Here is a 24,574-nt window from a genome sequence, read left to right on the forward strand (position 1 = left end):
GAGAACTCAAGATTTAAAGTTCTCTGCCCATTATTTTAAGAATGTATTCCTAAAATTCTTTTATCACCCTTATCAAACCCTTACATAAAGATACCCTTAAAAGTTAAGATCAGTTTATTTTATTTACAGATTAGTCACCTTTAAATACTATTCTTTCTTCTGCATGGAGAACAATTTTGGGTGCTGTAACTTCAGAAGTAGCTGTCAGCAAATCTAGGGCTGTTACATCTTCTGACATTATTATCTCATCTTCCAGCACCTGAATTTCTTCATCCGAAATCTCCTCAATTTCTAGAATAAAATGTGTTTCTGGCTTTGTTTCCAATGTGATTTTTGTTGGTTTAAAGATATAAGTAGTTCTTTCATCTCCTACCTCCAAACATCCTGGAACCTGGGATGGCTTACATATTTTCAGTGATAGATCATTAAACTGGTGGCTGCTAAACACATAAGAATCAATAATCCTTTCTATAATATCTAAAATAGCTTCAAACTCTGTAAAAATGGTGCTTGCTGGCCTTAAAGTACGTCTAATGGATTCTTCTGCGACCATCCTCTTCTCTTGCTTCAATAACACTTCATCCGAATTGACTCGCTCCCACTGATCTATATAGTTCAGAACTTCTAAAACAGTTGGTCTCTGACCTGGATCATCATTCGTCGAATCTATAAGTAACCGCTCAATACACTCAATTGAGTCAACAGCAAACTGATGAACATTTAATGCAAAAACTTTTTCTTTCCCGTATTGTCCTTCAAAGCAATCTTCATCTTCCATTAATATAATCCATATTAATTTCGCAAAAGAATAAACATCTGCTGGCTGAGCATCTGTTATTTCACGAGCCTCCCTCTGCATCTCTGGAGCAATTGTATTCCAAGGTCCTACTCGCTCATTCACTCCTGTTAAACGATCATACTCCTCATGACTAACTAATCCGAAATCGCTAAGTACTACATGATCATTATAAATCAACAAATTATCTAGTTTTATATCACGATGGGAATAACCCTCATTATGAATTCGGCTTAAAATCCGCCCTATATCTTTTACCAACTTCATTTTTTGAATTATATTAAACTGATTTCCAAATATGTGATCTTTAAACTGTCTCGCAAAAGGCATGACAAACCAAGCTGGATCATTTTTTGGGGGCACATCATCAGGTAAGTAATAATCTATAATAGGCAATAATCCTTCACACATATGATAAAGGCGTTGAACTGTAAGTACTTCATGTTTAAACCGGGTAAATTTTTTCTCGAAGTTTCTTTGAGAATAGGTTAGAATTTTCACCACTAAACGATTGTCAGAGGGCGGGATACAAACAATTTCGTGTACAACACCATTCCCCCCTCTTCCTAATTTCTCAGCTTTTTGGAATTCTAACTTCTTGCCCCTATAAATCATAAGTGGCTCTCTCTCTATCTGCTTCAGCCTGTCTAGAATAATCATCTGCCAGTTCCTTTAAGGCATCTGCCATAAATGGGTATTCTATCCTTAAGGACTTAGAATATCCTTCATATAGATTAGACAGTTGTTTTTCTTCTTTTCCATTCGATATAGTGTAAACACCTCGGCTATTTATCATCCCAATTAAAAAGCCACGCTTTAATTCATCTGAATAATATTCCTCAAAGATTTTTCTTATCGATTCGTGGGGAAAGTTCCCATCTGTACCTATAGGTGATTGAGAAAAACACTCCCCTAATTTACTCCTACCTATATTAAGTTGGTTATTTTTTTCAATCAGTTTTAAATATTGTTCGGTCCATTCTTTTAATTCTTCAAACGAAATATTTTTTTCCTCATCCACACAAGGACAAAACTTCAATTCAAATAATATACTAAATGCCTGTTTTGCTAGTTTTTCTTCACTTTCAGTTAATTCTTTGGGGCTCTCTGGTTCATCTTCTGATTTAAAGGCGTAACGAATTAATTCAGCCATTAAAGTAGGGTCAGTCTTTAAATCTTCCTTTAAATATTTTGGTTTAAATTCAGTTATTAACATGCTAAAATAAGCCCACTCTAGCTGTCTAACTAATGTATGTTGCTCCGTGGTTAAATTGTCTAACTCATAAATATGTTGAAAAGCTCTGCAGATATAATATTTGTCACGATAAACATCGTAGTCCCCTTGATCCTCTAAGATTTTCGTTAATAATTCGAGGTGTTTAGGTACATCGTTGAAATAACTTCGATTTAGCATATTAAGTGCCGCTGAGTAATTCTTATATTTCAACAAATTATCCCAAATAAGCAGCCCTACAGCTTGATTTTTTCCTTCCTCTATATAACTTGTAATAGTTTCCCAATATTTTTTAGTTACCATTGGCCCACAACTGTCTACCAACGCTATTAAATCTTCATCTATTTCAGCTATTTTGAGTAAATCAACTTTCAGATTATCCTCCGTTTTTTCTAGTAAATTTTCTATTACCTGCAATCCTTCCTTAGTATAAATAGTTCGTATATAAGAAAGAAAAGCTACTATTAAACCTTTTTCTAACAGCTCATCTATGAATTCCGCATCGGGTTTGTTTTCATGGAACTCAGTTGCCATAATCTCCCCGATTGATTTAGCCCCATTTTGGTGTTCTTCTTTTAGCATCAGTAATAACTCCAAGATAGTTACTTGAGGGGTATCTTGTATTTCATACATAACAGCAACGCGTTTTTGACGTAATAATTTTCTCTCCTTGATATAATCGTATCCCTTTTTACGGTAAGGAATTGGATGTATTGAAATCATTTTCTCTGTCGTAAATAAATGGAGGTAATCATAGAGTCTGTTTTCAAATTGAATTGCTTCATAGACTTCTTTTTCTATTCTCCAAAGATTTTCTTCCTTAACTGCCCATTTAGAGTCCGAGTAAAAGCGATGTCGATACAATAAATCAAGCACTTTCTCTTTAAATGCATATTTTGTTATATCTATACTACAGCGAGCTATTGCCTTAGTTACTCCAGTTATCACATCATCTGCAAGCCCTAATTCAAAGAAAAAGAACTTATCAAAAAAAATTCCCCATTTGTCCAAGTCATCCTTAGCTTCTCGTATAGCAATCATAGTATAAGCTTTGTAAGTGTCGATAATCTCTTTTCTACTTGTTAGCTTGTAATTCATCTTGAACAATCTATATTGAGGCTTACTTATACTCATCATAGTCTGACCAGGTGTTCTTTCTGGCATTAATAACTCCAATAATTCCCAGCCAATACTGCTTTGTTTAACTAGATAGTCCGCCAATTGTATCTTTTCATCAATAGATACATTAATTTCATGTAACCAAGCGCATAAAGCGCGATGCAATGTCGACATTGGGCTATTACTAATAGAGTATTTAACATTCCGTTCTGCAAGTAAAGCCAACACTTTTACAGCTTTTGGAGAAGTGTCTTCTATACATAATAATTTTTCCAATGACCACAATATATGCGTATAATAGTTTCTCCCCCAGAAACCGTCACTATTTTGCTCAAATAAATTCCAAAAGTCAGATTCTTGATTTGTTGCTTCTTGGTTAAGTACAGTAAGTGTTATCTTAGGTGAAGCTTCTGCAATCATTGGCATATATCCTGAAATTGCGAACCATTTCTCACGAGAATCAACCTGGTCAAGTACTAGTTTCAATGTTTCATCCACCCAAATTTGTGTTGATTCAACGCCCATAGAGTTATCTTTACCATCCATGTTAGCTAACATTATTAATGACCTTATCATACCGTTTTTCAAAGTCTCAGAATACTTTGTTCCTTTGGTCATTATATTTCCTTTATAATGTTCTTCTATAGGTAAGTTATAAACAGGATCAACATCAGTTAGTACGTCTACTACTATTAGCTTGAAAGCATTCATTACATCTTCGGTCAAAAGTTGAAAGTTTAATTCCCAAGCTTCTTCTATATTAGCCAACCTATAGACTTTATCACGGTTGTTTTTATACGTTATAAGAAAAGGATCTTCACCTCCAACTATTTCGTTAATTGAATTTAAATATTCATCATAAGTGGACTGTGTTAGTTTGCAAAGTATCTCTTTATCAGCAAAAGATTCTGATTGTATCCAACTGCCCAATAATAACGCAGGGGTGAAAGAGCGATTAATACGTGCTTCCCACTTTGGATATCCAGTCTTCCCTTTAAACACCATTCTCTTAAAAGTAGTATAAAGACCATTAGACTTATTAACTATTTTGTTAGTTAATTCCTGATTACTTATCTCATTTTCTAGCATTTTACTCATATTACTTAGAATTCTCTTATTTAATTCGATGGGCTGTTTGTTTCCCACATAGTCTTCTTCGCTATAAATAATAATATTGGTATTATTAGGAATAATCTCCACCACAGCTGCATTAAAGTTTGGAATTAATATCTTTCCTTTGCATTTCCCTCTAAGAGTCTCCCACTGTTCCTTTGAGTCAATAATGTAAGTGTCTTGTTCAAATTTTGGCACTTGATCCCTAATAATAAAGAGTGTGTAGAAAGCTACCTCTTCTCTTGTTTTCCCCTTTAAGTAAATAACATCATTCTCTAACTTCTGAATAAACTGCTCCTCAAAGGATTTTTCCTCATAATTAAAAAAATCTAAACTAATCGTCGGATCAGTACTTTCCTTTAACCATTGATCAACTTCATTAATAGTCCAATAAATGCTGCCATATGAACTCATAAATTCCATTATCTCATTAAGCTTTTGCATTACTTCTTCTTTATCGTTATCAAGGTTTTGGATATAATTTTTAAAAAGTTGTGATTCATACGATACTTGATTAACGAATGCCTGATATTTTTTTTCTATCTCTTCTAACATCTGTTGTTTGAATGTTTTCGTTTCTTCTTCAGAGACATCTATTGCTTTAAGGATAGTATTAAGTAATTCATCCCAATAGCTTTCTTTATTAAAAGATCCTTCTTCAATAAAACTTTGCATAAACTTACTTTCACGTTCTTCATCTAAACGACTAATGCGCTTTTTCTCTTCTTCCTCGACATGTCTTGTAAGTTTCCACTGTGCAAACAGCGTGTCTCTTCCATTTAAACTATTTTCTATTGTATTTTTAACGGCTAACCTAGACAATAAGACTGCCGTAAGTCTGCATTTCTCATACGCTTCTAGTGCCTGCTTCTCTTTATTCTTGGTATCTAAGCGATGAAAAATCCTTTTTATTTGGCTAGAAACACTTGCTCCCAACAATGTATATGCAGAAGAGGCCGTAGATCCTACAACAGGGTTTACAAGCATTAATCCAGTTACTGTTACACTAGCTAACAATTCTAATTTATCCTTATGGTTCTTTCCGTTCACATAGTTTATGATATCTTCCAAATCTAATAGTGATCTTTCTTTAGACACATAATCTTCCTTTCTAAAATCTAGTTTAGGGACAAACGATGCTTCTGAGCTAGTACCTCTATATTTATTATTTTCAATAAAAAGACCAAGTATCTTATTATTAATTATTCCAAACACCCACATTTTTGGCAATATTTATCTAATAAATAGAAAATTCCTTTAAAACCTTTCATGTGAATTATCAAAATTTAAACAATTCATCTTTGTTTCCCTAGCTAAAAACCTCTCTTATTTTTTCTTTAAATTCATTTCTACAAACACTTGTGAATCCTCAAAACATACGATTAATTAATACAGCCAAAAAATCTATTGTATGTAATTAGTATTGAAAACAAGAACGCATGTTCGTATAATGTTTTATAAGGATGGTGATTAAATTGAGATTCCCTTACTACACAACCACAACTCTAGAAGACCTTATAACTCATTGGTATAAAGCTCATAATTTTACAGAACCGACCGATTTAAGTGTTCATAACATTGGATTTGAGAACCAAATCTTTATCAACTGCAGACCAACTCAGGCTAGTTACATGAAAGTAGGAAATTTTCAAGAAATTGTTTTAGATAGTCGCCTTCCGCACATAAACCAACGAGAGCAATTTTTCCATGAGCTTTGCCATGCACTGAGACATGCTGGCCGGCAGTTAATAATGCCTAAAGATTTTTATGCGCTTCAAGAAAGAGATGCAAGGCACTTCACTCTTTACGCCTCTTTACCCTACCACATGATTAAAGAATACACGTTGAGTGACCCTGAAATCATTAATCTATGGTCTCAAGATTTTAATATTCCGTTAGAGGTATGCCAGGAACGACTAGAAAAAATAAAACGCCGCCCTATTGTACCAGTCAAAAGCCATTTTATAACTTAGTATTTATATGGGAGGTAAAAACTATGGCATATATAAGGAAAAGAGGTAACAAGTGGTCCTACCAAGTAGAATGGTTTGATTCAATAACTGGCAAAAGAAAAACAAAATCTAAGGGTGGGTTCAATAGAAAAACCGATGCAAGAATTGAAGCAGAAGAATTAGAAAGGGAGGTAAGGGAAGACTCCTATGTTGAAGAAAACAATATTACTCTAAACGAATTTGCCGATAAGTGGCTTAACTTCTATGCCAAAAATTCTAAGATTAGTTCCCATCGCGGGCGTACGAAAGAATTGAAACACCTCAGAAGATACTTCTCGAAAATGAAGTTATCTGATGTTACACGAAAACATTATCAAGCATTCCTTGATGATCTACATGAAAAAGGATACGCTCACAATACCTTAGATGGGATCCATACAACTGGTCGAATGTTATTTAAGAAGGCACTTGAATATAATCTTATTAAAACAAATCCAAGTGAATTCGCAAAGATCCCTAAGAAAATTGAAACGGTGGAGGAAATTGAGCAAAACGAAGAGGTAATAAAATTTCTAGAGAAGAATGAACTAATAACTTTTTTAAAAACAGCTAAGATACAGGGATTAGATCGAGATTTTATTATGTTTCTCACCCTTGCCTACAGTGGTTTACGTGTAGGTGAAATGCTGGCACTTAAATGGCCAGATGTGAACTTTGATAATGAAACCATACGCATTACAAAAACGTGTTACAACCCAAATAACAATACAAAAGATTATCAGCTGCTCACTCCTAAAACAAAAGGCTCTATTCGTACAATCAAAATGGATAAACAAGTAATGAGTGAGTTTAAGAAGCATTTAACTCATCAAAATGAAATCAAGATGTCTCTTGGAGATCATTACAATGACTTTGGATTTGTTTTTGCTAAAGAGATTAACAATCCAGGCTATCCTGATTTTATAAAGACTATTGAAAACCGGATGAAACGTCTTTTAAAGCTTAGTGGACTCGAGAAAAAAGTTACACCACATTCCTTTAGGCACACCCATACCTCTCTTTTAATTGAAGCAGGTGTAGGAACCAAGGAAATACAACAAAGATTAGGTCATGGAGATATTAATACAACTATGAACATCTATGCTCACATTACTAAAAACATGGAACAAAAAGCGTCTGATAAGTTCAATCAACTCATGAAAGGTTTATTAGATTAAACGTTAAAAGTATATAAAGAATCGTGAAGATACCATTATTAAAAGCCTTAAAATGATACAATGAGGCCATTCAAGAACTAGAGGAAGTCCATAAAACACCGATTTTTATACTACTAAATAAAAATTGTTCGCAAAGACAGGTTTATTTATGTATAATTAAGGAAATAGCTTTACAAAAGGAATTTACACATCTTTCTAATTGTGATTACATAAAATAAATTAGCACAAATCTAAATACCAAAGGATTGGTTATCATGGCTATTTTACTTGGTGTTCTAATTACTTTAGCGCTGAGTTCCCTTTTTATGGTGGTTACATCTAATATTAAACTTCATTGGATTTTAAGCACTCAAAAATTCCCAGATGAAACTGCTACAAAAAACCCTTATGAAATAAATGGAAAATACTCTAGCTAAAAACCAGTTCCGAATTGGAACTGGTTTTTTTTTTAGATTAATTCATAAATCATTGCAGCGAAGATACTACTAATTATATTAATTACTACAGTAAAGAGAAATCCCCCCAGTATAATTCTAAAATTATACTTGTTCTTAGCCTCTAGTTTTTCTTTTTTTTGTATATCCCCATTGGTTAATTCAAAAACAGAATACCCACCAAACTCATCTAAGGAATGATATATTCTTTTTGCTAACCAATACCCAAACTTTGAAGAAGCTATAAATATTACCGCCACACTTAACCCCCAATACATAATTATACTCATATCACTTCCGAAACCATTAATTTTCGTGGTGAGTTCAATACTTGAAAAAAGTAAAATAATTATAAAGGCGGGTATTGATAATCTAATAATATCAGCTATAATTTTTTTTCTTTTTTTTAACTTAAAAGGCCAGTTATAAATGTGCGGAGGATTAGGTAAAGCCTCATTCCATTTTTCAACAATATCTATTATCTCCATGCCTAATCTAGTATTAACAAAATCTACTCTTACAAACATTGGAGACATATTTAGTTCTATTTTATCTGCGTCTTCAAAATTATTAGAGAAGAGCGCTTGAATCATTTCTTTAGTAGAATATCCCGAGGATACCCTCATTACAACGGTATGTCTTTGAGGAGTTTCAAAATTCGGCATCTTTATTAAAAAATCCCACTTTAAAACCATAGTAGTAATAGTATTTTTTATATTCCATCTATGCTTTTCGAATTCCTCCCACGAACCAAATTGCTTATTTATATTATCGCTCAACTTAAGGTCCGCATGAAAAGTTAAACCTTCAACTTGAAAATGATTGAGTTTTTCTATAATTTGCTCGTGCAGGTTCACTATTTCATCAAATGCAATAATTTTGTTTTTATTAAAGACCTTTACCATATTATCAGGGCGTCCTGTTAGCATGTGAAACATAGGCTTTAAGACTTTTTGAAATACATTAGGTTCTACTATTGCACTATCTTTACTCAATATTAAACACCTCACCTATATAGTCTTCATTAGATCACTTTAAATTCCTATCTTTGGAACCTAAAAATATTGAATATTCCAAAATATACTTATATAAATAATACCATAAATAACAAAATAACCCACAATTTTCTATAAATAAATCTATTTCCAGAACAGTTCAAAACTCCTCCACAAATATAAAACTCTTCACTTGTTAGAGATTAACTCTCCATTACTCAAGAAAATTTCGAGGTGTAGTGAAGTAGATTTTAAGCTAACGCTACGGATACAAAATAAGCAAAAAAAAGACCGCCGCAGCGATCTTATAATAATCGTTTGAGCCTTCTTATATAAAGATTAAGTATCGATCTTCCCTACCCTATGCTTGGATTGCTACTTTGTTTCTAGTAGATAAATACTTTCTTGAATAGTCATCTTCGTATGTAATCTCGAGTTCAAACGGCGGTGCTATTTTTGAAGTTTTCGAAGTAAAATACTGTATATTGCGAACTTGACCACCCGAAAGTAATGAAGGAGATTCATTATCAAGGAATATATTTGTACCTTCCCACTTTACTCCGTTTATTTTTATTTCGTGAATATGTGCCGTGCTGCCCTCGTTTTTAAATATAAGATATTTTGATTTAGAACTATCTTTACGTTCTACCGTGATTTTTGCTTTTGTCCCTTCAATTCGCTTTTGCTTTCTATCGTAAATCTCAATAAAGAATTTACTTACGTTCACCACAAGTGCAAGAATTGCAACGCATAACGAAATTATTGAAATAATAATTGGTGTTGTCAAAGAGACTTTCCCCTTTCCGTATTTCTTACTCTATCATTTTACAATATTAAAAGTTAAATTTGATCAAAATCGGCGAATAGTTTTCATAATAAAGGACAATTCACGAGGGTTGTTATTCAACTAACCTGCCCGTTTCTTAAAGACTCAGTTTAGAGATAAACATTTAAAGAACATTTGTCCAAATATTAACAACAAAATTTAATAGAGCCTATTTTAAAAAAAGCCTCTCAAAAGTTCAAGTGAACTTAATGAGAGGCTTTTTTGTCAGACTTGAATTCTTAAAAATCCAGTCAAAATCCAGTCAATATTCATTTATAGGGTTTCAAACCCCTGTCTATCAAAGGGTTTGAGGACAGCTTACATCATGCCGCCCATTCCGCCCATGCCACCCATGTCAGGCATGCCGCCACCAGCGTTGTCGTCTTCGCCTGGCTTATCAGCAACTACGGCTTCAGTAGTCAAGAACATAGCGGCTACGGAAGCTGCGTTTTGAAGTGCAGAACGAGTTACTTTTGTAGGGTCTACGATACCTTTTTCGACCATGTTAACCCATTGGCCGGTAGCTGCATCGAATCCTACGCCGACTTCTTCGCCTTTCAGACGCTCGACGATGATGGAGCCTTCAAGACCAGCATTGTGTACGATTTGACGTACAGGCTCTTCAAGGGCACGAAGTACGATGCTTGCGCCAGTTGCTTCGTCGTCAACTAAACCAAGTCCTTCAACAGAGTTGATGATGTTGACTAGAGCTGTACCACCGCCGGCAACGATTCCTTCTTCTACAGCTGCTCTTGTAGAGTTCAGGGCGTCTTCGATACGTAGTTTACGCTCTTTCAATTCTGTTTCAGTAGCTGCGCCGACTTTGATAACAGCTACGCCGCCTGCTAGTTTAGCAAGACGCTCTTGTAGTTTTTCTTTATCGAATTCAGAAGTGGATTCTTCTGCCTGGGCACGGACTTGAGCTACGCGAGAAGCGATTTGCTGCGGATCTCCGTTCCCTTCAACGATTGTTGTATTTTCTTTCGTGATGACCGCTTTAGACGCACGCCCAAGCTGATCAATGGTTGTATTCTTCAGATCAAGTCCAAGGTCTTCTGTAATCACTTGACCACCTGTTAGGGTTGCAATGTCTTCAAGCATAGCTTTACGACGATCGCCGAATCCAGGTGCTTTCACAGATACTGCGTTGAATGTACCGCGCAGTTTGTTCACAACAAGTGTAGCCAGGGCTTCGCCTTCTACGTCTTCAGAGATCAGAAGTAATGGCTTGGACTGTTGAACCACTTGCTCAAGTACAGGAAGAACTTCCTGGATATTGTTAATTTTCTTATCTGTAATTAGAATGTAAGGATCTTCAAGAACCGCTTCCATTTTATCCTGGTCTGTAACCATGTATGGAGAAGCGTAACCGCGGTCGAACTGCATACCTTCAACCACTTCTAGTTCTGTGTTGAAGCCTTTAGATTCTTCAATTGTAATAACGCCATCGTTTCCTACGCGCTCCATCGCTTCAGCAATCAGCTGGCCGACTTCGTTATCGGAAGCAGAGATGGAAGCTACCTGAGAAATGGACTCGCGGCCTTCGATTGGCTTGGAGATCTTGCGAAGTTCCTGAGTAGCAACTTCTGTTGCTTTTTCAATTCCGCGGCGAATACCTACTGGGTTCGCACCGGACGTTACGTTTTTCAGACCCTCACGGATCATCGCTTGCGCTAGAACCGTTGCAGTTGTTGTACCGTCACCGGCAACATCATTTGTTTTAGAAGCTACTTCGGACACAAGCTGAGCGCCCATGTTTTCGAAGTGATCCTGAAGTTCGATTTCTTTAGCAATGGTTACACCATCGTTAGTAATGAGTGGAGAACCAAATTTCTTATCTAGAACGACGTTACGTCCTTTTGGTCCTAGTGTTACTTTTACAGCATCTGCTAATGTATCTACTCCGCGAAGCATCGCACGGCGTGCGTCTTCACTAAATTTAATTTCTTTAGCCATTAAAAATGCCCTCCTTATTAAAATCGTACCGATTCTTCATCTATAAGTATGAGATGGTTGTACTTATTGAATAACAGCTAGTACATCTGATTCGCGCAGAATCAAGTACTCATTGCCTTCATACTTCACTTCCGTACCGGCAAACTTCGAGTAAATTACGCGGTCGCCTTGTGCGACTTCAAGAGCAATCTTCTCTCCGTTATCTGTGATACGGCCAGTACCGACAGCAATGACTTTACCTTCTTGCGGCTTTTCCTTCGCAGAATCCGGAAGTACGATACCGCTCGCAGTAGTCTGTTCTTCTTCGATTAATTCAATAACAATACGATCACCAAGTGGCTTTAACAATTAGGACACCCTCCTTGATAAGGTTGATTTCAATTTTTGTCGTTTATTAGCACTCGTGATACATGAGTGCTAACACAATTCTTATCATAATCAATTCACTTCCATTTTTCAAGTAGAAAACCTAGAAAATTTTCACATCTTTTTTCGACAAATTATGTATGATAACCCTTTATCCTTAGGGATGGTTTTGAAACTATGATAAAATACATAAAGTATGAATTGTGAGATATTTTAAGGCGTAAGCTTTGTTGAATATCGCATGCATGAACTTACATCATATATAGATAAAAGGAGTCGTTCACCCTATGCCAAATCGCTATTGGTATATTATTCTGACGTATGTCGCTGCTCAGCTCTCTGCCTTAATTGGGGTACCAATTGTTAAGCTGTTTGGCGTCAGCAATTATGACGCGATTGCGATCTGGTCGGTGCTGAGCTTTTTAGCTGCAACGATCATTATTATCGTTCTGCTTAAACCGGATATGAAAGAAACCGCGATGCGGGAAGATAAGGCAGGACCGGGAGGCATCGTCCTCTGGTCTATTCTCGGAGTCATTTTAGCCCTGCTTGCCCAAGGTGTCGCTGCTGCTATTGAGAATCAAGTTTTCGGGATTCCGCCTGGATCGGAAAATACGATGGGGCTTATGGAGATTGCACGTGAATCACCATTGTTTATTCTGCTGCCTGTATTGTTCGCTCCAATTACCGAAGAAATCATTTTTCGAAAGGTAATTTTCGGTTCGATTTATAAGCGGACGAATTTCTTTCTTGCCGTTTTAGTTTCTGCCTTGGTCTTTGGTGCTTTCCACTTTGATTTTAAGCACATGCTTGTTTACTTCTCCATGGGGGTTGTATTCGCCTTCCTATATGTGAAAACAAAACGAATTATCACACCAATCATTGCTCATATGGCGATGAACTCGTTTGTGGTCATTACGCAGTATTTCGTGGATGAGGAAGATATCCGGCGGATGCAGGAACAATTGGAAACCATCTTTATTGGAGGATTTTTATAATATGAGGACTTCACCACTGCTTATGGCTGTCCTCTACTTCGGTGTGGGAATCGCCTTTATGTTTCTCGCGTCCCAGGCCGCAGTGGAAACGATTTGGAATGCTACAACGATTGTCTTATCGGGTGTCGCGACAGTAAATATTATTGTAGCGATCCGTTTGTATAACTTACACGTTCGTATGAACCAGTCGAATAATAAATAACGAAGCCTAAGGAGGGAATGGCGATGGAACCTTTACTCACCGGCGAACGCGTCAGACTGACGCTGCTCGATGATCATGATATTGATCACATGGCGAAATGGTACAATAAAACCGATTATGCGAGGCATCTGGATGCCCTTCCCGCAAAGCCCAAACGAGCGGAAGACTTGCGAAAGTGGCGGGATGAAGCTCATGAGCATGACAGCCATTTCCTCTTTGCGATTAAGGAAGCTGACCAGTTTATCGGGTTTGTGGAGCTGGACGGCATTCTCTGGACCCAGCAGAATGCCTGGCTCACGATTGGAATTGGGGATCCGGATATGTACGGTAAGGGCTATGGAACAGAGGCCATGGAGCTTTTAATCCAGTTTGCTTTCCACGAGCTTAATTTGCACCGGCTGCAGCTTACTGTTTTTGAATACAATACCGCGGCCCGCCGTTTATATGAGAGGCTCGGCTTTGTGCACGAGGGTTCGCACCGGGAGTTTATTCTCCGGGATGGCCATGCCTACGATATGCTGTTATACGGCCTTTTACGAAAAGATTGGAATCAAAGAACGCAGGGATAAGACATCATTGTCTTCCCTGCGTTTTTTATTAGGCTTCTTTTTCCTGCTTTTCTGTATTCTTGTCGTCCTGTACTCCTTTTAAAATAAAAGAAAAGGGCAGGGCAATCATCAGGACCACTGCGGATACGAGAAAAGCTTCATTCAGTGTCTGCAAGGTAGCCGCCTGCATATCGATATCAGGAGCTGCCGATACCTGTGCGCGCCTCACTTCGTAATAAATGGAAAAGAACACGATCCCTAAGGATGAAGATATCTGACGAATAATATTGTTCATCGCGGAACCCTGTGCTACAAGCGGCTCCGGAATGGAGTTCATACCGGATGTGGTCGCTGGCATATTGCTCATTCCCATACCCATACCCCGGACTGTGTTCAGCGCAAGAATCAGCCAGTACGGCGTAGATAGTTGCAAGAAGCTTAGACCAAGTGTTGCCAGGATCATTATCGCAAGACCTGGTGGCACAACGTACTTGGGTCCTTTTTTATCCAGCAGTCGTCCACCAAGAGACATGAATATGCCGCTCGCAGCCGCTGCCGGCAGGAAGAGCAGTCCGGTCATGACGGCATTCATTCCATAGACATTTTGAATGAGTAAAGGCAGCAGGAATATACCTGAAAACAACCCGATGGAAGCTGCACTCGTTACGATGATGGACACTGAGTACGTAGGTACTTTAAAGACTGATAAGTCCAGTAACGGATCGTCCTGTCGGTTTTCATAGAATACGAATAAAATGACGGCGATCAAGCCTCCGACAATTAAAGCGATGTTGAGCGGGTCGAATAAGTTCTCAACGCTCCTCCCCCGGCCTAAGGCAAACAGAATCGAACCGATACCTGAAGTAATGATCAGGAATCCGACTAAATCGAACTTCTTCTCGGGATGCGTCTCTGTTCGTTCCAGAAATTTAGAAGATAGTATTAATCCTGTTAACCCGAACGGGATATTAAAGGCAAACAGCCAGGGCCATTCGAGGTATTGAATTAAGAATCCGCCGATTGTTGGTCCGATGGCTGGTGCGACCATCGCAGCAATGCCGTAGACTCCGACTGCAAGACCACGTTCATGTTTCGGAAAGGAATTAAAGATTAATGCCATCGCAATGGGAAGCATTAAACCACCGGCCATTCCCTGTATAGCCCGGGAGATGATGACCATGGCTAACGTTTCTGAGAAAAAGCCGGACACGGAACCTGCGATAAAGATGACAAGTCCTGTGACGTACACTTTTTTCTTGCCAAAGCGGTCTCCAAAATAACCCGTCAGCGGCATCGTCATTCCCATAGAGACCATGAAAATGGTTAAGATCCAGCCCACAGCCACCGCATTGGAGTCGAAGATCTCAATAAACTTCGGCAGGATTGGATTTAACATACTATTATTTAGGATAACTGTGAATGTACCGAAAAGAACGGATACAACCACGAGCCATTTATTAGGTAGTTTACTCATCAGATGCCTCCTCTCTTAATTACTTCGGAACTCGAATTATTTTTCAACTATACCACTGATTATCTTGTTTCTCCACGTGTATGCTTATCTCTTTACCCAAGCGTTTCAAAGATCCTTTTAGATTATTCCACATCAGAGATTTAAAAAACATTTTCAACCGATTGGAAGCGTTTTAAAGAGATAGAGAGAGTTTTTGCTTTAAAAAAGGGGGGTATGCAGTAGGAGAATGATTAAAGGAGGCTTTCGAAAATGGGACGACTAAATCAGAAAATAGCCGTAGTGACAGGCGCTGCTACAGGAATTGGCCAGGCAACGGTCAAGCTTTTTGCAGAAGAAGGTGCAACTGTTGTCTGTGCGGATGTGAACGAAGAAGACGTTCAAAACACGGTTAACGAAGTAACAGAAAACGGCGGAAAAGCCGAGTTTGTATATGTAGATGTATCGAATGAAGAAAGCGTAACAAGCTTAGCCCAACACGTTAAAGACACGTACGGATCCATAGACGTCTTATTTAATAATGCTGGAATCGACGAAGAAGGTGGAAAAGTCCACGAGTATCCCGTGGAGCTGTTCGACCAAATTATCGCCGTCGATCTGCGCGGTACCTTCTTAACAAGTAAATACTTACTCCCTCTTATGCTGGAAAAAGGAAGCGGGTCGATCATTAATACGTCTTCAATGTCCGGAAGGGCGGCTGATCTGGACCGCTCCGGATATAACGCAGCTAAAGGCGGCATTACGAACTTTACCAAGGCCATGGCGATCGATTACGCACGTGAAGGCATTCGTGTGAATTCAATTGCGCCAGGAACGATTGAAACACCGCTGATCGATGAATTGGCCGGTTCGAAACAGCAGGAGCAGGGACGTGAATTCCGCGAAGCCAACAAGTGGGTCACTCCCATGGGGCGCTTAGGTGATCCCAAAGAGGTCGCAAATGTCGCGCTGTTCCTAGCCTCAGACGAGAGTTCGTATATTACTGGGGAAGACATTACGGTAGATGGTGGTATTATGGCTTATACGTGGCCAGGTAAAATGCTAATTGATAATCAATGGAAAAAAACTACTGATTAAGTAGATTGGGCTCAGAGTGAAAAAACTCTGAGCTTTTCTTTTTAGTCAGCTTTCCCCTATATCCTTAGCCCCACAAAAAAACAGCCCAATCAGAATTGGACTGTCTTTCTAATCTATTCTTCCTCTTCTTCATCCAGAGGATAATGCTTTAGAAAATAAACCAGTGCCTGCAGTTCGATAGCAAGGTCAATATGGTGGACACGAACATGGGACGGGACGGTGATACGCGCCGGTGTAAAGTTCAGAATCGCGCTTACCCCTGCATCTACGAGCCGGTCCGCAATGCCCTGCGCCTCGGACGCCGGAACAGTAAGAATGGCTACGGCCAGGTCTCCCATTTTCTCTTCCATATCGTCAATATGCTCAACGCGGACACCACCGACTTCGCTTCCAACACGTTCGCGGCTGGCATCGAAGGCAATTTCTATTTTCGTATTATTGTTTTTTGTGAAATTATAATTTAAAAATGCGGTACCTAAATTACCGACTCCAATTAGCGCAACTTTTGTCGTTTCATCCTGATCGAGCGTCTTACGGAAAAATGATAATAAGTACTCTACATTGTAGCCATATCCTTTTTTCCCTAGAGCCCCAAAATAAGAAAAGTCGCGACGGATTGTAGCGGAATCCACTTTCACCGCTTCACTAAGCTCTTTCGATGAGACACGCATTTTTCCCTGGCCGTGCAGATTGTTTAAAAAGCGGTAATACAACGGCAATCGTTTTGCTGTAGCTTGTGGGATCTTAGTATGTTCTTCTAAATCCATGACTCTGCCTCCTTTACCGGCTCTCTCGCTGATAATCACCGGTTTTGCCGCCTGTTTTCTCCATGAGATAGGTCGGCCCGATAACCATTCCTTTATCAAGAGATTTACACATATCATAAATAGTCAAAGCTGTAGCGGAAGCAGCAGTTAACGCTTCCATTTCTACCCCTGTACTTCCCTTCGTTTTCACAGCCGCTTGAATCTGTAATGTATAAGAATTGCCTGTTTCCCAATCGAATGATACGTCTACCCCGCTTAAAGACAATGGGTGACACATGGGAATCCAATCTGACGTTTTCTTCGCTGCCATAATACCTGCCACTTGCGCCACCGCGAGCACATCGCCTTTGGATATTTCCTGATTGGTAATTTTATGATAAATTTCTTCGTTGACTTGTACACTGCTGAAGGCTACTGCAGTCCGAACGGTTTCTCCCTTACTGGAGATATCCACCATACGGGCGCGCCCCTGTTCATTAAAATGCGTAAACTCTGACATGGTCTTACCCCTTTACGAGTAAATTCACAAACTTACTGTTAGTTACATTACTCTTATTCTAACAAAAAATCAACGGCTAGACGTTAAAGATTTCACAAACTCAGGGTCATTATCTTGCTAGAAGAATCCCCGATACGATACACTTATCTCATTGAGGTGAAACGACATGATTCTCATGCAATTAAATCAATTAACCAAACGATTTGGAGCGGAATTGATTTTATCAAATATTAAATTGGAAGTACAAATGAATGATCGCATTGCAATTGTCGGTCGAAACGGTACAGGAAAATCGACATTGTTGAAGATGATGGCCGGTGAAATGAGCTACGATTCCGGTAATATTTTCAAACCAAAGGAAACGACCGTCGGATACTTGGCTCAGGATACAGGCCTTCAGTCCGAGGAAACGATATGGAACGAAATGGAAAAGGTTTTCTCTCATTTGAAGGGACTGGAAGATGAACTGCGTTCTATGGAAGTCAATATGGCGGATCCAGATCTTATGGATGATCCCGATCGCTACCAGCAGCTCCTCTCTACCTATGACCGGAAGCAGGAGTATTTTAAAACAGCGGGCGGCTATCAGTATGAAACGGAAATTAAATCCGTCCTGAATGGATTGAACTTCCATAATTTTGACTGGAACACACCGATCACATCATTAAGCGGTGGCCAGAAAACTCGTTTAGCTCTTGGTAAGTTATTGTTGACCAGTCCGGATGTTCTGATTCTCGATGAGCCGACCAACCACCTGGACATCGATACGCTATCATGGCTCGAAGGATATTTACAGGGTTACAAGGGCGCGGTTGTCATCGTCTCGCACGACCGCTATTTTCTAGACAAGATCGTAAATACCGTTTATGAAATTGCCTTTCAATCTTCTAAGAAATACCCTGGCAACTACAGCGACTATTTGAAGAAAAAAGAAGCCGATTTTGAGATTGAAATGAAGCACTTTGAAAAGCAGCAGGAAGAAATTAAGCGGATGGAAGACTTCATTCAGAAGAACATTGTTCGTGCAACGACCAGTAAGCGAGCACAAAGCCGTCGGAAGCAGCTTGAGAAAATGGACAAGCTTGACAAACCTAAAGACGACAACCAGTCGGCGAAATTCAGCTTCCAGGTCTCTAAAAAAAGCGGAAATGACGTTTTGAAGCTAAGAGAACTTGGTTTCAAGTATAATGAAGATTCCTACGTATTTGAGAATGTCTCCTTCGACTTAAGCCGTGGGGATTCGGTGGCTCTCGTCGGACCAAACGGTGTCGGAAAAACAACCCTGCTTAAGACCATCCTCGGTGAATTAAAAGCGGCTAAAGGAGATATTAAGCTTGGAACCAATGTTCAAATAGGTTATTACGACCAGGAACAGACCAAGCTTAATCCGAAGAAAAATGTACTTCAGGAACTTTGGGATGATTATCCTTTTAAAAATGAAAAGGATATTCGTACCGTACTTGGAAATTTCCTATTTTCGGGCGAAGATGTGCTTAAACCCGTATCTGCCCTTAGCGGCGGAGAAAGGGCTCGTCTTTCATTAGCAAAGCTGATGATGCTGGAAGCTAACTTCCTTGTACTAGATGAACCGACCAACCACCTGGATTTGGACAGTAAAGAAGTGTTGGAAGCCGCGCTTATTGATTATCCCGGGACTTTGCTGTTCGTTTCCCACGACCGTTATTTTATTAACAAAATCGCGACAAACGTTGTGGAAATGCTGCCAGAAGAAACTCGCCTGTTCCTCGGGGACTATGATTACTATGTGAATAAAAAGCAGGAAGAGTACGAGCTTCAGCAAATAGAAGAAGCTGAGCGACTGGAAAATGAGCCGCAGACTAAAGAGCCCCAGGCAAAAAACAGCTTCCAGGAAGATAAAGCAGTGAAACGGGAAGAGCGTAAGAAAAACCGTCGTATAGCTGAAATTGAAAAAGAAATCGAAGAGCTGGAAGCAAAGCTCGAAGAAATCGAAGAGCTCTTATGCGACCCTGAGGTTTATCAGGACCACGAGCGCTCCCTTGAACTCACAGAGAGCAGCACACAAACCCAGCAGCGTGTGGAAAAGCTGATGGAAGAATGGGAATCCCTTCACGAATAGCAAGTTAAGATGGTAAGGAAATGAAAGGCACCTCAGGTCATCCAGTTTCTGGATGACCTGAGGTGCCTATTTTTATCCATATCACCTTTGTATAGGGGTGTATGGTTGAATACAGTTTATCCACATAGTTTTCAACAGTTGTGCACCGTTTTTATTAGTTCTCAACAGGTTTATACACATTATCCACAGAAAAACGAAATGTTATCCACATTTTTGGTACCGTTTTCTTTATCTTTATTAATAGGAGTTTTTTAACTTATCAACAGTATAAATATACATATGTGTATAACTCGTATTATCCTTTCCCATAAAAAACTCTCCTTAAATGTTAAGGAGAGTTTTCAGCTGAATGTTTCCGATTACCATATTGCTCTAGATCAAGGCCCGGATTAGCGTTCAGGTCCCAGCCTGAGCGATGTCCCTGATTATAAGCTACGGCTCCTGCGGCAGCAATCATGGCAGCATTGTCCGTACACAAATGCATGGGAGGAATTAATAACTCTGTTTCAGATTCTTCAAACTTATCAACAAGAGCTTTGCGCAGTCCCTTATTAGCAGCTACTCCTCCAGCCACAATTAACTGTTTTACCCCGTATTCTTCAGCAGCCCGGTAAGCTTTTGTGGATAACACGTCTACCACGCTTGCCTGAAAGCTGGCAGCAACATCCTCCGGTCTTAGCGTTTCGCCTTTTTGATCCGCATTGTGAAGACGATTGATCACCGCTGATTTCAATCCGCTGAAGCTGAAATCATAAGACCCCTGTTCAAGCCACGCTCTCGGAAAATCAATTGATTCTTCCCCTTCTGCAGCGAGGCGGTCAATTTCTGGTCCGCCAGGGTAAGGGAGCTTTAATGTCCGAGCTATCTTATCATAAGCTTCACCTGCAGCATCGTCCCGTGTCTCTCCGATGATTTCAAAGGATCCGTGCTCCTTCATAAGAATCAGCTCGGTATGACCTCCGGAAACGACGAGAGAAAGCAATGGAAATTCGAATTCTTTTTCCAATCGATTAGCATAGATATGACCGGCAATGTGATGAACACCGACAAGCGGCTTCTGCTTGGCAAACGCTATGGATTTAGCCGCATTTACCCCTACAAGCAGTGCGCCCACTAATCCTGGACCTTCTGTGACCGTAATGGCATCCATATCATCTATCCTAAGGTCTGCTTCTTTCAAAGCTTCCTCAAGTGTTACCGTAATCTGCTCAATATGATGCCGTGACGCGATCTCAGGAACTACACCGCCAAAACGTTTATGACTTTCTATTTGAGAAGCCACTACGTTCGTGACGAGCTCTCTTTCGTTTTTCACAATGGCTACAGCTGTCTCATCACAGCTTGTTTCAATAGCTAAGATATACTGATCTTGACTCATTTTAATCCCACCCACATGACTAACGCATCTTCACCATTATCTGTATAGTACCTCTTACGGATGCCCCCTGGGACTAAGCCGAATTTCCGGTACATATGCTGCGCAGCCGTATTCGAAACTCTTACTTCCAATGATAACTGAATCGCTCCGTGCTGGATTGCTTCGTCACACGTATGCTTGAATAACTGTTCCCCATATTTATTACCACGTGCCTCTGGATGGATGGCGATATTCGTAACATGCGCTTCATCAATCACGAGCCACAGCCCGCAGTAACCCACCACATGATCGTCTCTCTCAAACACGTAATAATGCGCGTACGGGTTATCCTCGACTTCCTGCCGAAATGTACCTTCTGACCAGGGAACGGCAAAGGAAGCCCGTTCCACTTCCATTACTTCATCTATATCTTCTAAAGTCATTTCACGTATTGAAGTCATCTTACTTCTCCTGCTGAGCCAGCCATTTAGCTTCTGCTTCCGGCAGGCGTAAATAATTAGGAACCAGTTCATGAAGGCTGTCAGGTTCTTTACTTTGAGCTGCAAAAGCAATGAGCGAAGGTCTGGCAAAATGGTAAGGACCAGCCGGGATAACAGCCTGTTCTCCTAACGTGTCTCTGACCATATCTTCGTAAACCTGTACATCCTGACTCAAGAATAAAATCGGTTTATCAAGACTTTGTACTTCTTTTAACCAGTCTTCCATCGAAACGTTTGTCTCCGGTTTTACAATTTCCATCCTATTATTGTAAAGCCCCGTGTAGACACGTCCACGTCTGGCATCAAAAAAAGGACATATATACCCGTCAAAAAATACACCTTGTCCAGCTACGGCTTCGAGGCTTGAAACTCCTACCACAGGTATATCCAGTGCCCATGCCATCGTCTTAGCCGTCGTTAAACCAATCCTTACGCCTGTATAAGATCCTGGCCCTTGCGCTACTGCAACCCGGTCCAGCTCCTCCGGTCGCGTATTGGTTTCCTTCATTAGATGGTCAATCGCGGGCATCAGTCGGATCGAGTGATTCTTTTTTATATTCGTCGTATATTCGCCTATCACCGTGCCGCTTTTTACGACTGCTACTCCCATTACATAATTAGAAGTGTCAATTGATAAAATATTCATTTCATGATCTCCTTACAAACCTCGTCAAAATGAGCCGAAGAAGTTTTAAGAGAAATGGTCCGGCCTGATTCGCTATCGTACGAAATCGTTATATCCAGACGCTCTTCAGGGAGAAATTCCTCAATGTAATGCGCCCATTCTACGACACATACGCCGTCCCCTTCAAAAAACTCTTCAAATCCTAAATCTTCATCACTATCTTCAAGGCGATAAACATCCATATGATAAAAAGGCAGACGCCCCATATATTCCTTCATAATCGTAAACGTTGGACTATTAATCGTGCGCTTCACCCCTAGGCCTATGCCAAGTCCCTTAGTAAAAGTTGTCTTCCCAGCGCCTAAATCTCCTTCTAATGTTAATACATCTCCCGCACGAAGTCGAAGACCCAGCTTCTCAGCAAAAGCCATCGTTTCCTCAGGAGAAGAACTTTTCCATTGATGTACGGCCATCTACTCACCCTTTTTGTTTAAATGTGTGTACCCGGATTTCGTTAAAACGTTCTTCTTTTCACCTTCATGTAAATATACGTGAGGATCTTTTTTCTTCATAGCCTGCACGTATCCAATCTGGCATACCTTTACTCCCGCTTTTTTTGCTGCCTGCTGAACTTTTGGCCACAAGGATTCCTCGACTGTTCCAACCAGCTCAAAGTCTTCTCCTCCGGAAAGCATCCAATCTTTATATGTATCTGGAAAAAGATCTTTTATAGAGGATTTGAAAGGGAGTCTGTCCATATCCAGATGTAAATCGACACGAGACGCTTCACCTAATTCATTTGCTTCATTAGCCACCCCGTCACTAATATCATTAAGAGCGATCCTTGGAATCCCCTCAAGCTCAAGTGCAAAGGACACTCTTGGGTCAGGCATCCGATGTCTTTCAATAAAAAATGTCTCTGAAGCTTCACCAGATGAACCGTTGAGAAGAATCTCCAACCCGGCCCTTGAATCTCCCAGGGTACCTGTCGCAAATACAACATCCCCGGGCTCCGCCTGCGATCTGTATCTCGCTCTGTCTTTCTCCACATAACCGATTACTGTAATCGATATGGACAACTCACTTCCGGACACGGTGTCCCCTCCAATTAAATCCATCTGGTAGAAAGAAGCTAACTCCTGCATGCCGGTGTAGAGCTCCTCCAGTTCCTGTTCGCTCCACCCTTGCGGAATCACGATTGAAACCAAATAAAAAGCTGGAGAACTGGCCATTGCAGCTAAATCACTCAAGTTTGCTGCCAGCACGCGGTACCCAATATGATAAGGATCCATCGTTTTTCTTGAAAAATGAACCCCTTCCACCATCGTATCTACAGCGGTAACCACATCCTTGTCTGTAGGTCTAAATACCGCTGCATCATCACTCACTCCTTTAATTAGCGTGGACTGACGATAATAACTGGGCTGGATTGATTGAATAAATTGAAATTCGTCCATGATCTGCCTCCTAAGTAGCATAACTCCTTCTAACTATTATACCAATAGAAGACCTTTTATAAAAAATTCCATAATAAAAACCTTAGGAATGATTCCTAAGGTTGGAAAATTAATTTTAAAGTGGCGGTCCGGACGGGACTCGAACCCGCGACCTCCTGCGTGACAGGCAGGCATTCTAACCAACTGAACTACCGGACCAGTAAAGGTAAATATATGTATTAAATTTAAAAAAATCAACTAAAGCAAAGTAGTTGAAAGGTGGGTCATCGTTACATGAAGTTTATCAATGTAGCAAGTTGAAATAATTTGGTTGCACTTACAGTGCTACTGATTTTCAACTAGCCAAGATGTTATTCAATGCAGCAAGTTGAAATAATTTGGTTGCACTTACAGTGCTACTATTATTGATGAACGAAGAAGTAGGTTCGACGTAGGACATCAATATAAATTGGTTGCGGGGGCAGGATTTGAACCTGCGACCTCCGGGTTATGAGCCCGACGAGCTACCAGACTGCTCTACCCCGCGATAGTGTGGGAAATTAATTGTGTTGTTCCCATAAGATATACTGATGTGTAAGATATACTTACATTATTCCCAAGTTTAGGAAAAATTATTCTTGATAAAATATTGATACAACGTGGCGGCGTCCTACTCTCACGGGGATCGACCCGACTACCATCGGCGCTGAAGAGCTTAACTTCTGTGTTCGGCATGGGAACAGGTGTGACCTCTTCGCCTTCACCACCACATCATATACAGTTTGAGGTAAACCCTCAAAACTGGATAAGGCAATCATTCAACCATCGGACGAGCGAACGTCTCTTCCGACTTCTTTATTAAAGGATAGATAAGTCATCGATCCATTAGTATCCGTCAGCTCCACGTGTCACCACGCTTCCACCTCGGACCTATCAACCTCATCGTCTCTGAGGGATCTTACTTACTTGGCGTAAGGGGAAATCTCAT

General features: G+C 39.9%; 22 protein-coding genes, 2 tRNA genes and 2 rRNA genes. 8 read left to right on the plus strand and 18 right to left on the minus strand.

The features are described 5' to 3' along the window. Window positions 1-130: 130 nt before the first annotated feature. Window positions 131-1,456, minus strand: a complete 1,326-nt coding sequence (locus tag BMZ06_RS09000; protein ID WP_089751718.1) for a protein kinase family protein — start codon at window positions 1,454-1,456, stop codon at window positions 131-133. Next, on the minus strand, window positions 1,401-5,492 hold the full coding sequence (locus tag BMZ06_RS09005; protein ID WP_175477845.1) for a hypothetical protein: 4,092 nt from the start codon (window positions 5,490-5,492) through the stop codon (window positions 1,401-1,403). Before BMZ06_RS09005 ends, BMZ06_RS09000 begins: the two co-directional genes overlap by 56 nt. Before the next feature lie 245 nt (window positions 5,493-5,737). Between BMZ06_RS09005 and BMZ06_RS09010 the strand changes: the two genes are divergently transcribed. From BMZ06_RS09010 to BMZ06_RS20660, 3 genes are all read left to right on the plus strand, one after another. Continuing rightward, window positions 5,738-6,235 carry an ImmA/IrrE family metallo-endopeptidase gene (locus BMZ06_RS09010; RefSeq protein WP_089751720.1) on the plus strand — a complete coding sequence of 166 codons (498 nt, stop codon included), beginning with the start codon at window positions 5,738-5,740 and terminating at the stop codon, window positions 6,233-6,235. A 23-nt stretch (window positions 6,236-6,258) separates the two neighbouring features. After that, complete coding sequence (locus BMZ06_RS09015; RefSeq protein WP_089751721.1) at window positions 6,259-7,431, plus strand: site-specific integrase; 1,173 nt, start codon at window positions 6,259-6,261, stop codon at window positions 7,429-7,431. Window positions 7,432-7,685: 254 nt separating this feature from the next. Further along, a complete protein-coding gene (locus tag BMZ06_RS20660; RefSeq protein WP_175477846.1) occupies window positions 7,686-7,847 on the plus strand; it encodes a hypothetical protein in 162 nt (53 codons plus the stop codon). A gap of 32 nt (window positions 7,848-7,879) precedes the next feature. On the opposite strand, the gene BMZ06_RS09020 is transcribed toward BMZ06_RS20660, so the two are convergent. The 4 genes from BMZ06_RS09020 to groES all read right to left on the minus strand — a co-directional run bounded on the left by BMZ06_RS09020 (window position 7,880) and on the right by groES (window position 11,990). Continuing rightward, window positions 7,880-8,860 carry a hypothetical protein gene (locus BMZ06_RS09020; protein ID WP_089751722.1) on the minus strand — a complete coding sequence of 327 codons (981 nt, stop codon included), beginning with the start codon at window positions 8,858-8,860 and terminating at the stop codon, window positions 7,880-7,882. A gap of 361 nt (window positions 8,861-9,221) precedes the next feature. Then, window positions 9,222-9,647, minus strand: a complete 426-nt coding sequence (locus BMZ06_RS09025; RefSeq protein ID WP_089751723.1) for a hypothetical protein — start codon at window positions 9,645-9,647, stop codon at window positions 9,222-9,224. 357 nt (window positions 9,648-10,004) lie between these two features. Next, window positions 10,005-11,642 carry a chaperonin GroEL gene (gene groL / locus BMZ06_RS09030; protein ID WP_089751724.1) on the minus strand — a complete coding sequence of 546 codons (1,638 nt, stop codon included), beginning with the start codon at window positions 11,640-11,642 and terminating at the stop codon, window positions 10,005-10,007. Between the two features lie 63 nt (window positions 11,643-11,705). Continuing rightward, entirely contained in the window at window positions 11,706-11,990 is a 285-nt protein-coding gene (gene groES, locus BMZ06_RS09035) for a co-chaperone GroES (RefSeq protein ID WP_014641699.1), read from the minus strand. Between the two features lie 305 nt (window positions 11,991-12,295). On the opposite strand from groES, the gene BMZ06_RS09040 reads away from it, so the two are divergent. Genes BMZ06_RS09040 through BMZ06_RS09050 form a run of 3 tightly spaced genes read left to right on the plus strand, consistent with a single transcriptional unit; the run spans window position 12,296 to window position 13,777 of the window. Next, window positions 12,296-13,006, plus strand: coding sequence for a CPBP family intramembrane glutamic endopeptidase (locus BMZ06_RS09040; RefSeq protein WP_089751725.1), 711 nt, complete (start codon window positions 12,296-12,298; stop codon window positions 13,004-13,006). 1 nt (window position 13,007) lies between these two features. Next, window positions 13,008-13,208, plus strand: coding sequence for a YdiK family protein (locus BMZ06_RS09045; protein WP_175477847.1), 201 nt, complete (start codon window positions 13,008-13,010; stop codon window positions 13,206-13,208). A gap of 23 nt (window positions 13,209-13,231) precedes the next feature. Continuing rightward, window positions 13,232-13,777 (plus strand): GNAT family N-acetyltransferase, encoded by a 546-nt coding sequence (locus tag BMZ06_RS09050; protein WP_089751727.1) that lies wholly within the window; start codon window positions 13,232-13,234, stop codon window positions 13,775-13,777. A 28-nt stretch (window positions 13,778-13,805) separates the two neighbouring features. Here BMZ06_RS09050 and BMZ06_RS09055 read toward each other — a convergent pair whose 3' ends face one another. Beyond that, window positions 13,806-15,230, minus strand: a complete 1,425-nt coding sequence (locus tag BMZ06_RS09055) for an MDR family MFS transporter (protein ID WP_089751728.1) — start codon at window positions 15,228-15,230, stop codon at window positions 13,806-13,808. Window positions 15,231-15,479: 249 nt separating this feature from the next. On the opposite strand from BMZ06_RS09055, the gene BMZ06_RS09060 reads away from it, so the two are divergent. Then, the gene (locus tag BMZ06_RS09060) at window positions 15,480-16,304 is read left to right on the plus strand and encodes an SDR family oxidoreductase (RefSeq protein ID WP_089751729.1); all 825 of its coding nucleotides are present in this window, start codon (window positions 15,480-15,482) and stop codon (window positions 16,302-16,304) included. 113 nt (window positions 16,305-16,417) lie between these two features. Here the strand turns inward: BMZ06_RS09060 and BMZ06_RS09065 are convergent, their stop codons facing one another. Both BMZ06_RS09065 and moaC read right to left on the minus strand, forming a co-directional pair. Then, a complete protein-coding gene (locus tag BMZ06_RS09065) occupies window positions 16,418-17,071 on the minus strand; it encodes a redox-sensing transcriptional repressor Rex (RefSeq protein WP_089751730.1) in 654 nt (217 codons plus the stop codon). Window positions 17,072-17,084: 13 nt separating this feature from the next. Further along, a complete protein-coding gene (moaC, locus tag BMZ06_RS09070) occupies window positions 17,085-17,570 on the minus strand; it encodes a cyclic pyranopterin monophosphate synthase MoaC (protein ID WP_089751731.1) in 486 nt (161 codons plus the stop codon). 166 nt (window positions 17,571-17,736) lie between these two features. Between moaC and BMZ06_RS09075 the strand changes: the two genes are divergently transcribed. Further along, a complete protein-coding gene (locus tag BMZ06_RS09075; protein WP_089751732.1) occupies window positions 17,737-19,668 on the plus strand; it encodes an ABC-F family ATP-binding cassette domain-containing protein in 1,932 nt (643 codons plus the stop codon). A gap of 328 nt (window positions 19,669-19,996) precedes the next feature. On the opposite strand, the gene tsaD is transcribed toward BMZ06_RS09075, so the two are convergent. The 9 genes from tsaD to BMZ06_RS09120 form a co-directional block, all read right to left on the minus strand. Then, a complete protein-coding gene (gene tsaD / locus BMZ06_RS09080) occupies window positions 19,997-21,046 on the minus strand; it encodes a tRNA (adenosine(37)-N6)-threonylcarbamoyltransferase complex transferase subunit TsaD (RefSeq protein WP_089751733.1) in 1,050 nt (349 codons plus the stop codon). After that, entirely contained in the window at window positions 21,043-21,486 is a 444-nt protein-coding gene (gene rimI / locus BMZ06_RS09085) for a ribosomal protein S18-alanine N-acetyltransferase (RefSeq protein ID WP_089751734.1), read from the minus strand. The genes tsaD and rimI overlap by 4 nt, the downstream gene beginning before the upstream one ends. A 1-nt stretch (window position 21,487) precedes the next feature. Continuing rightward, the gene (tsaB, locus tag BMZ06_RS09090; RefSeq protein WP_089751735.1) at window positions 21,488-22,171 is read right to left on the minus strand and encodes a tRNA (adenosine(37)-N6)-threonylcarbamoyltransferase complex dimerization subunit type 1 TsaB; all 684 of its coding nucleotides are present in this window, start codon (window positions 22,169-22,171) and stop codon (window positions 21,488-21,490) included. Beyond that, window positions 22,168-22,623 carry a tRNA (adenosine(37)-N6)-threonylcarbamoyltransferase complex ATPase subunit type 1 TsaE gene (gene tsaE / locus BMZ06_RS09095; protein WP_089751736.1) on the minus strand — a complete coding sequence of 152 codons (456 nt, stop codon included), beginning with the start codon at window positions 22,621-22,623 and terminating at the stop codon, window positions 22,168-22,170. Before tsaE ends, tsaB begins: the two co-directional genes overlap by 4 nt. Then, entirely contained in the window at window positions 22,624-23,607 is a 984-nt protein-coding gene (gene thiL / locus BMZ06_RS09100; RefSeq protein WP_089751737.1) for a thiamine-phosphate kinase, read from the minus strand. It abuts the gene before it with no gap. Window positions 23,608-23,728: 121 nt separating this feature from the next. After that, window positions 23,729-23,805, minus strand: a tRNA-Asp gene (locus BMZ06_RS09105). 251 nt (window positions 23,806-24,056) lie between these two features. After that, window positions 24,057-24,133, minus strand: a tRNA-Met gene (locus tag BMZ06_RS09110). Between the two features lie 110 nt (window positions 24,134-24,243). Beyond that, a 5S ribosomal RNA gene (rrf, locus tag BMZ06_RS09115) occupies window positions 24,244-24,357 on the minus strand. A 94-nt stretch (window positions 24,358-24,451) separates the two neighbouring features. Continuing rightward, window positions 24,452-24,574: ribosomal RNA gene (locus BMZ06_RS09120) — 23S ribosomal RNA — on the minus strand; the annotation flags it as partial.

The sequence above is a fragment of the Halobacillus alkaliphilus genome (assembly GCF_900113125.1).
GTDB classification, from domain to species: Bacteria; Bacillota; Bacilli; order Bacillales; family Halobacillaceae; genus Halobacillus; species Halobacillus alkaliphilus.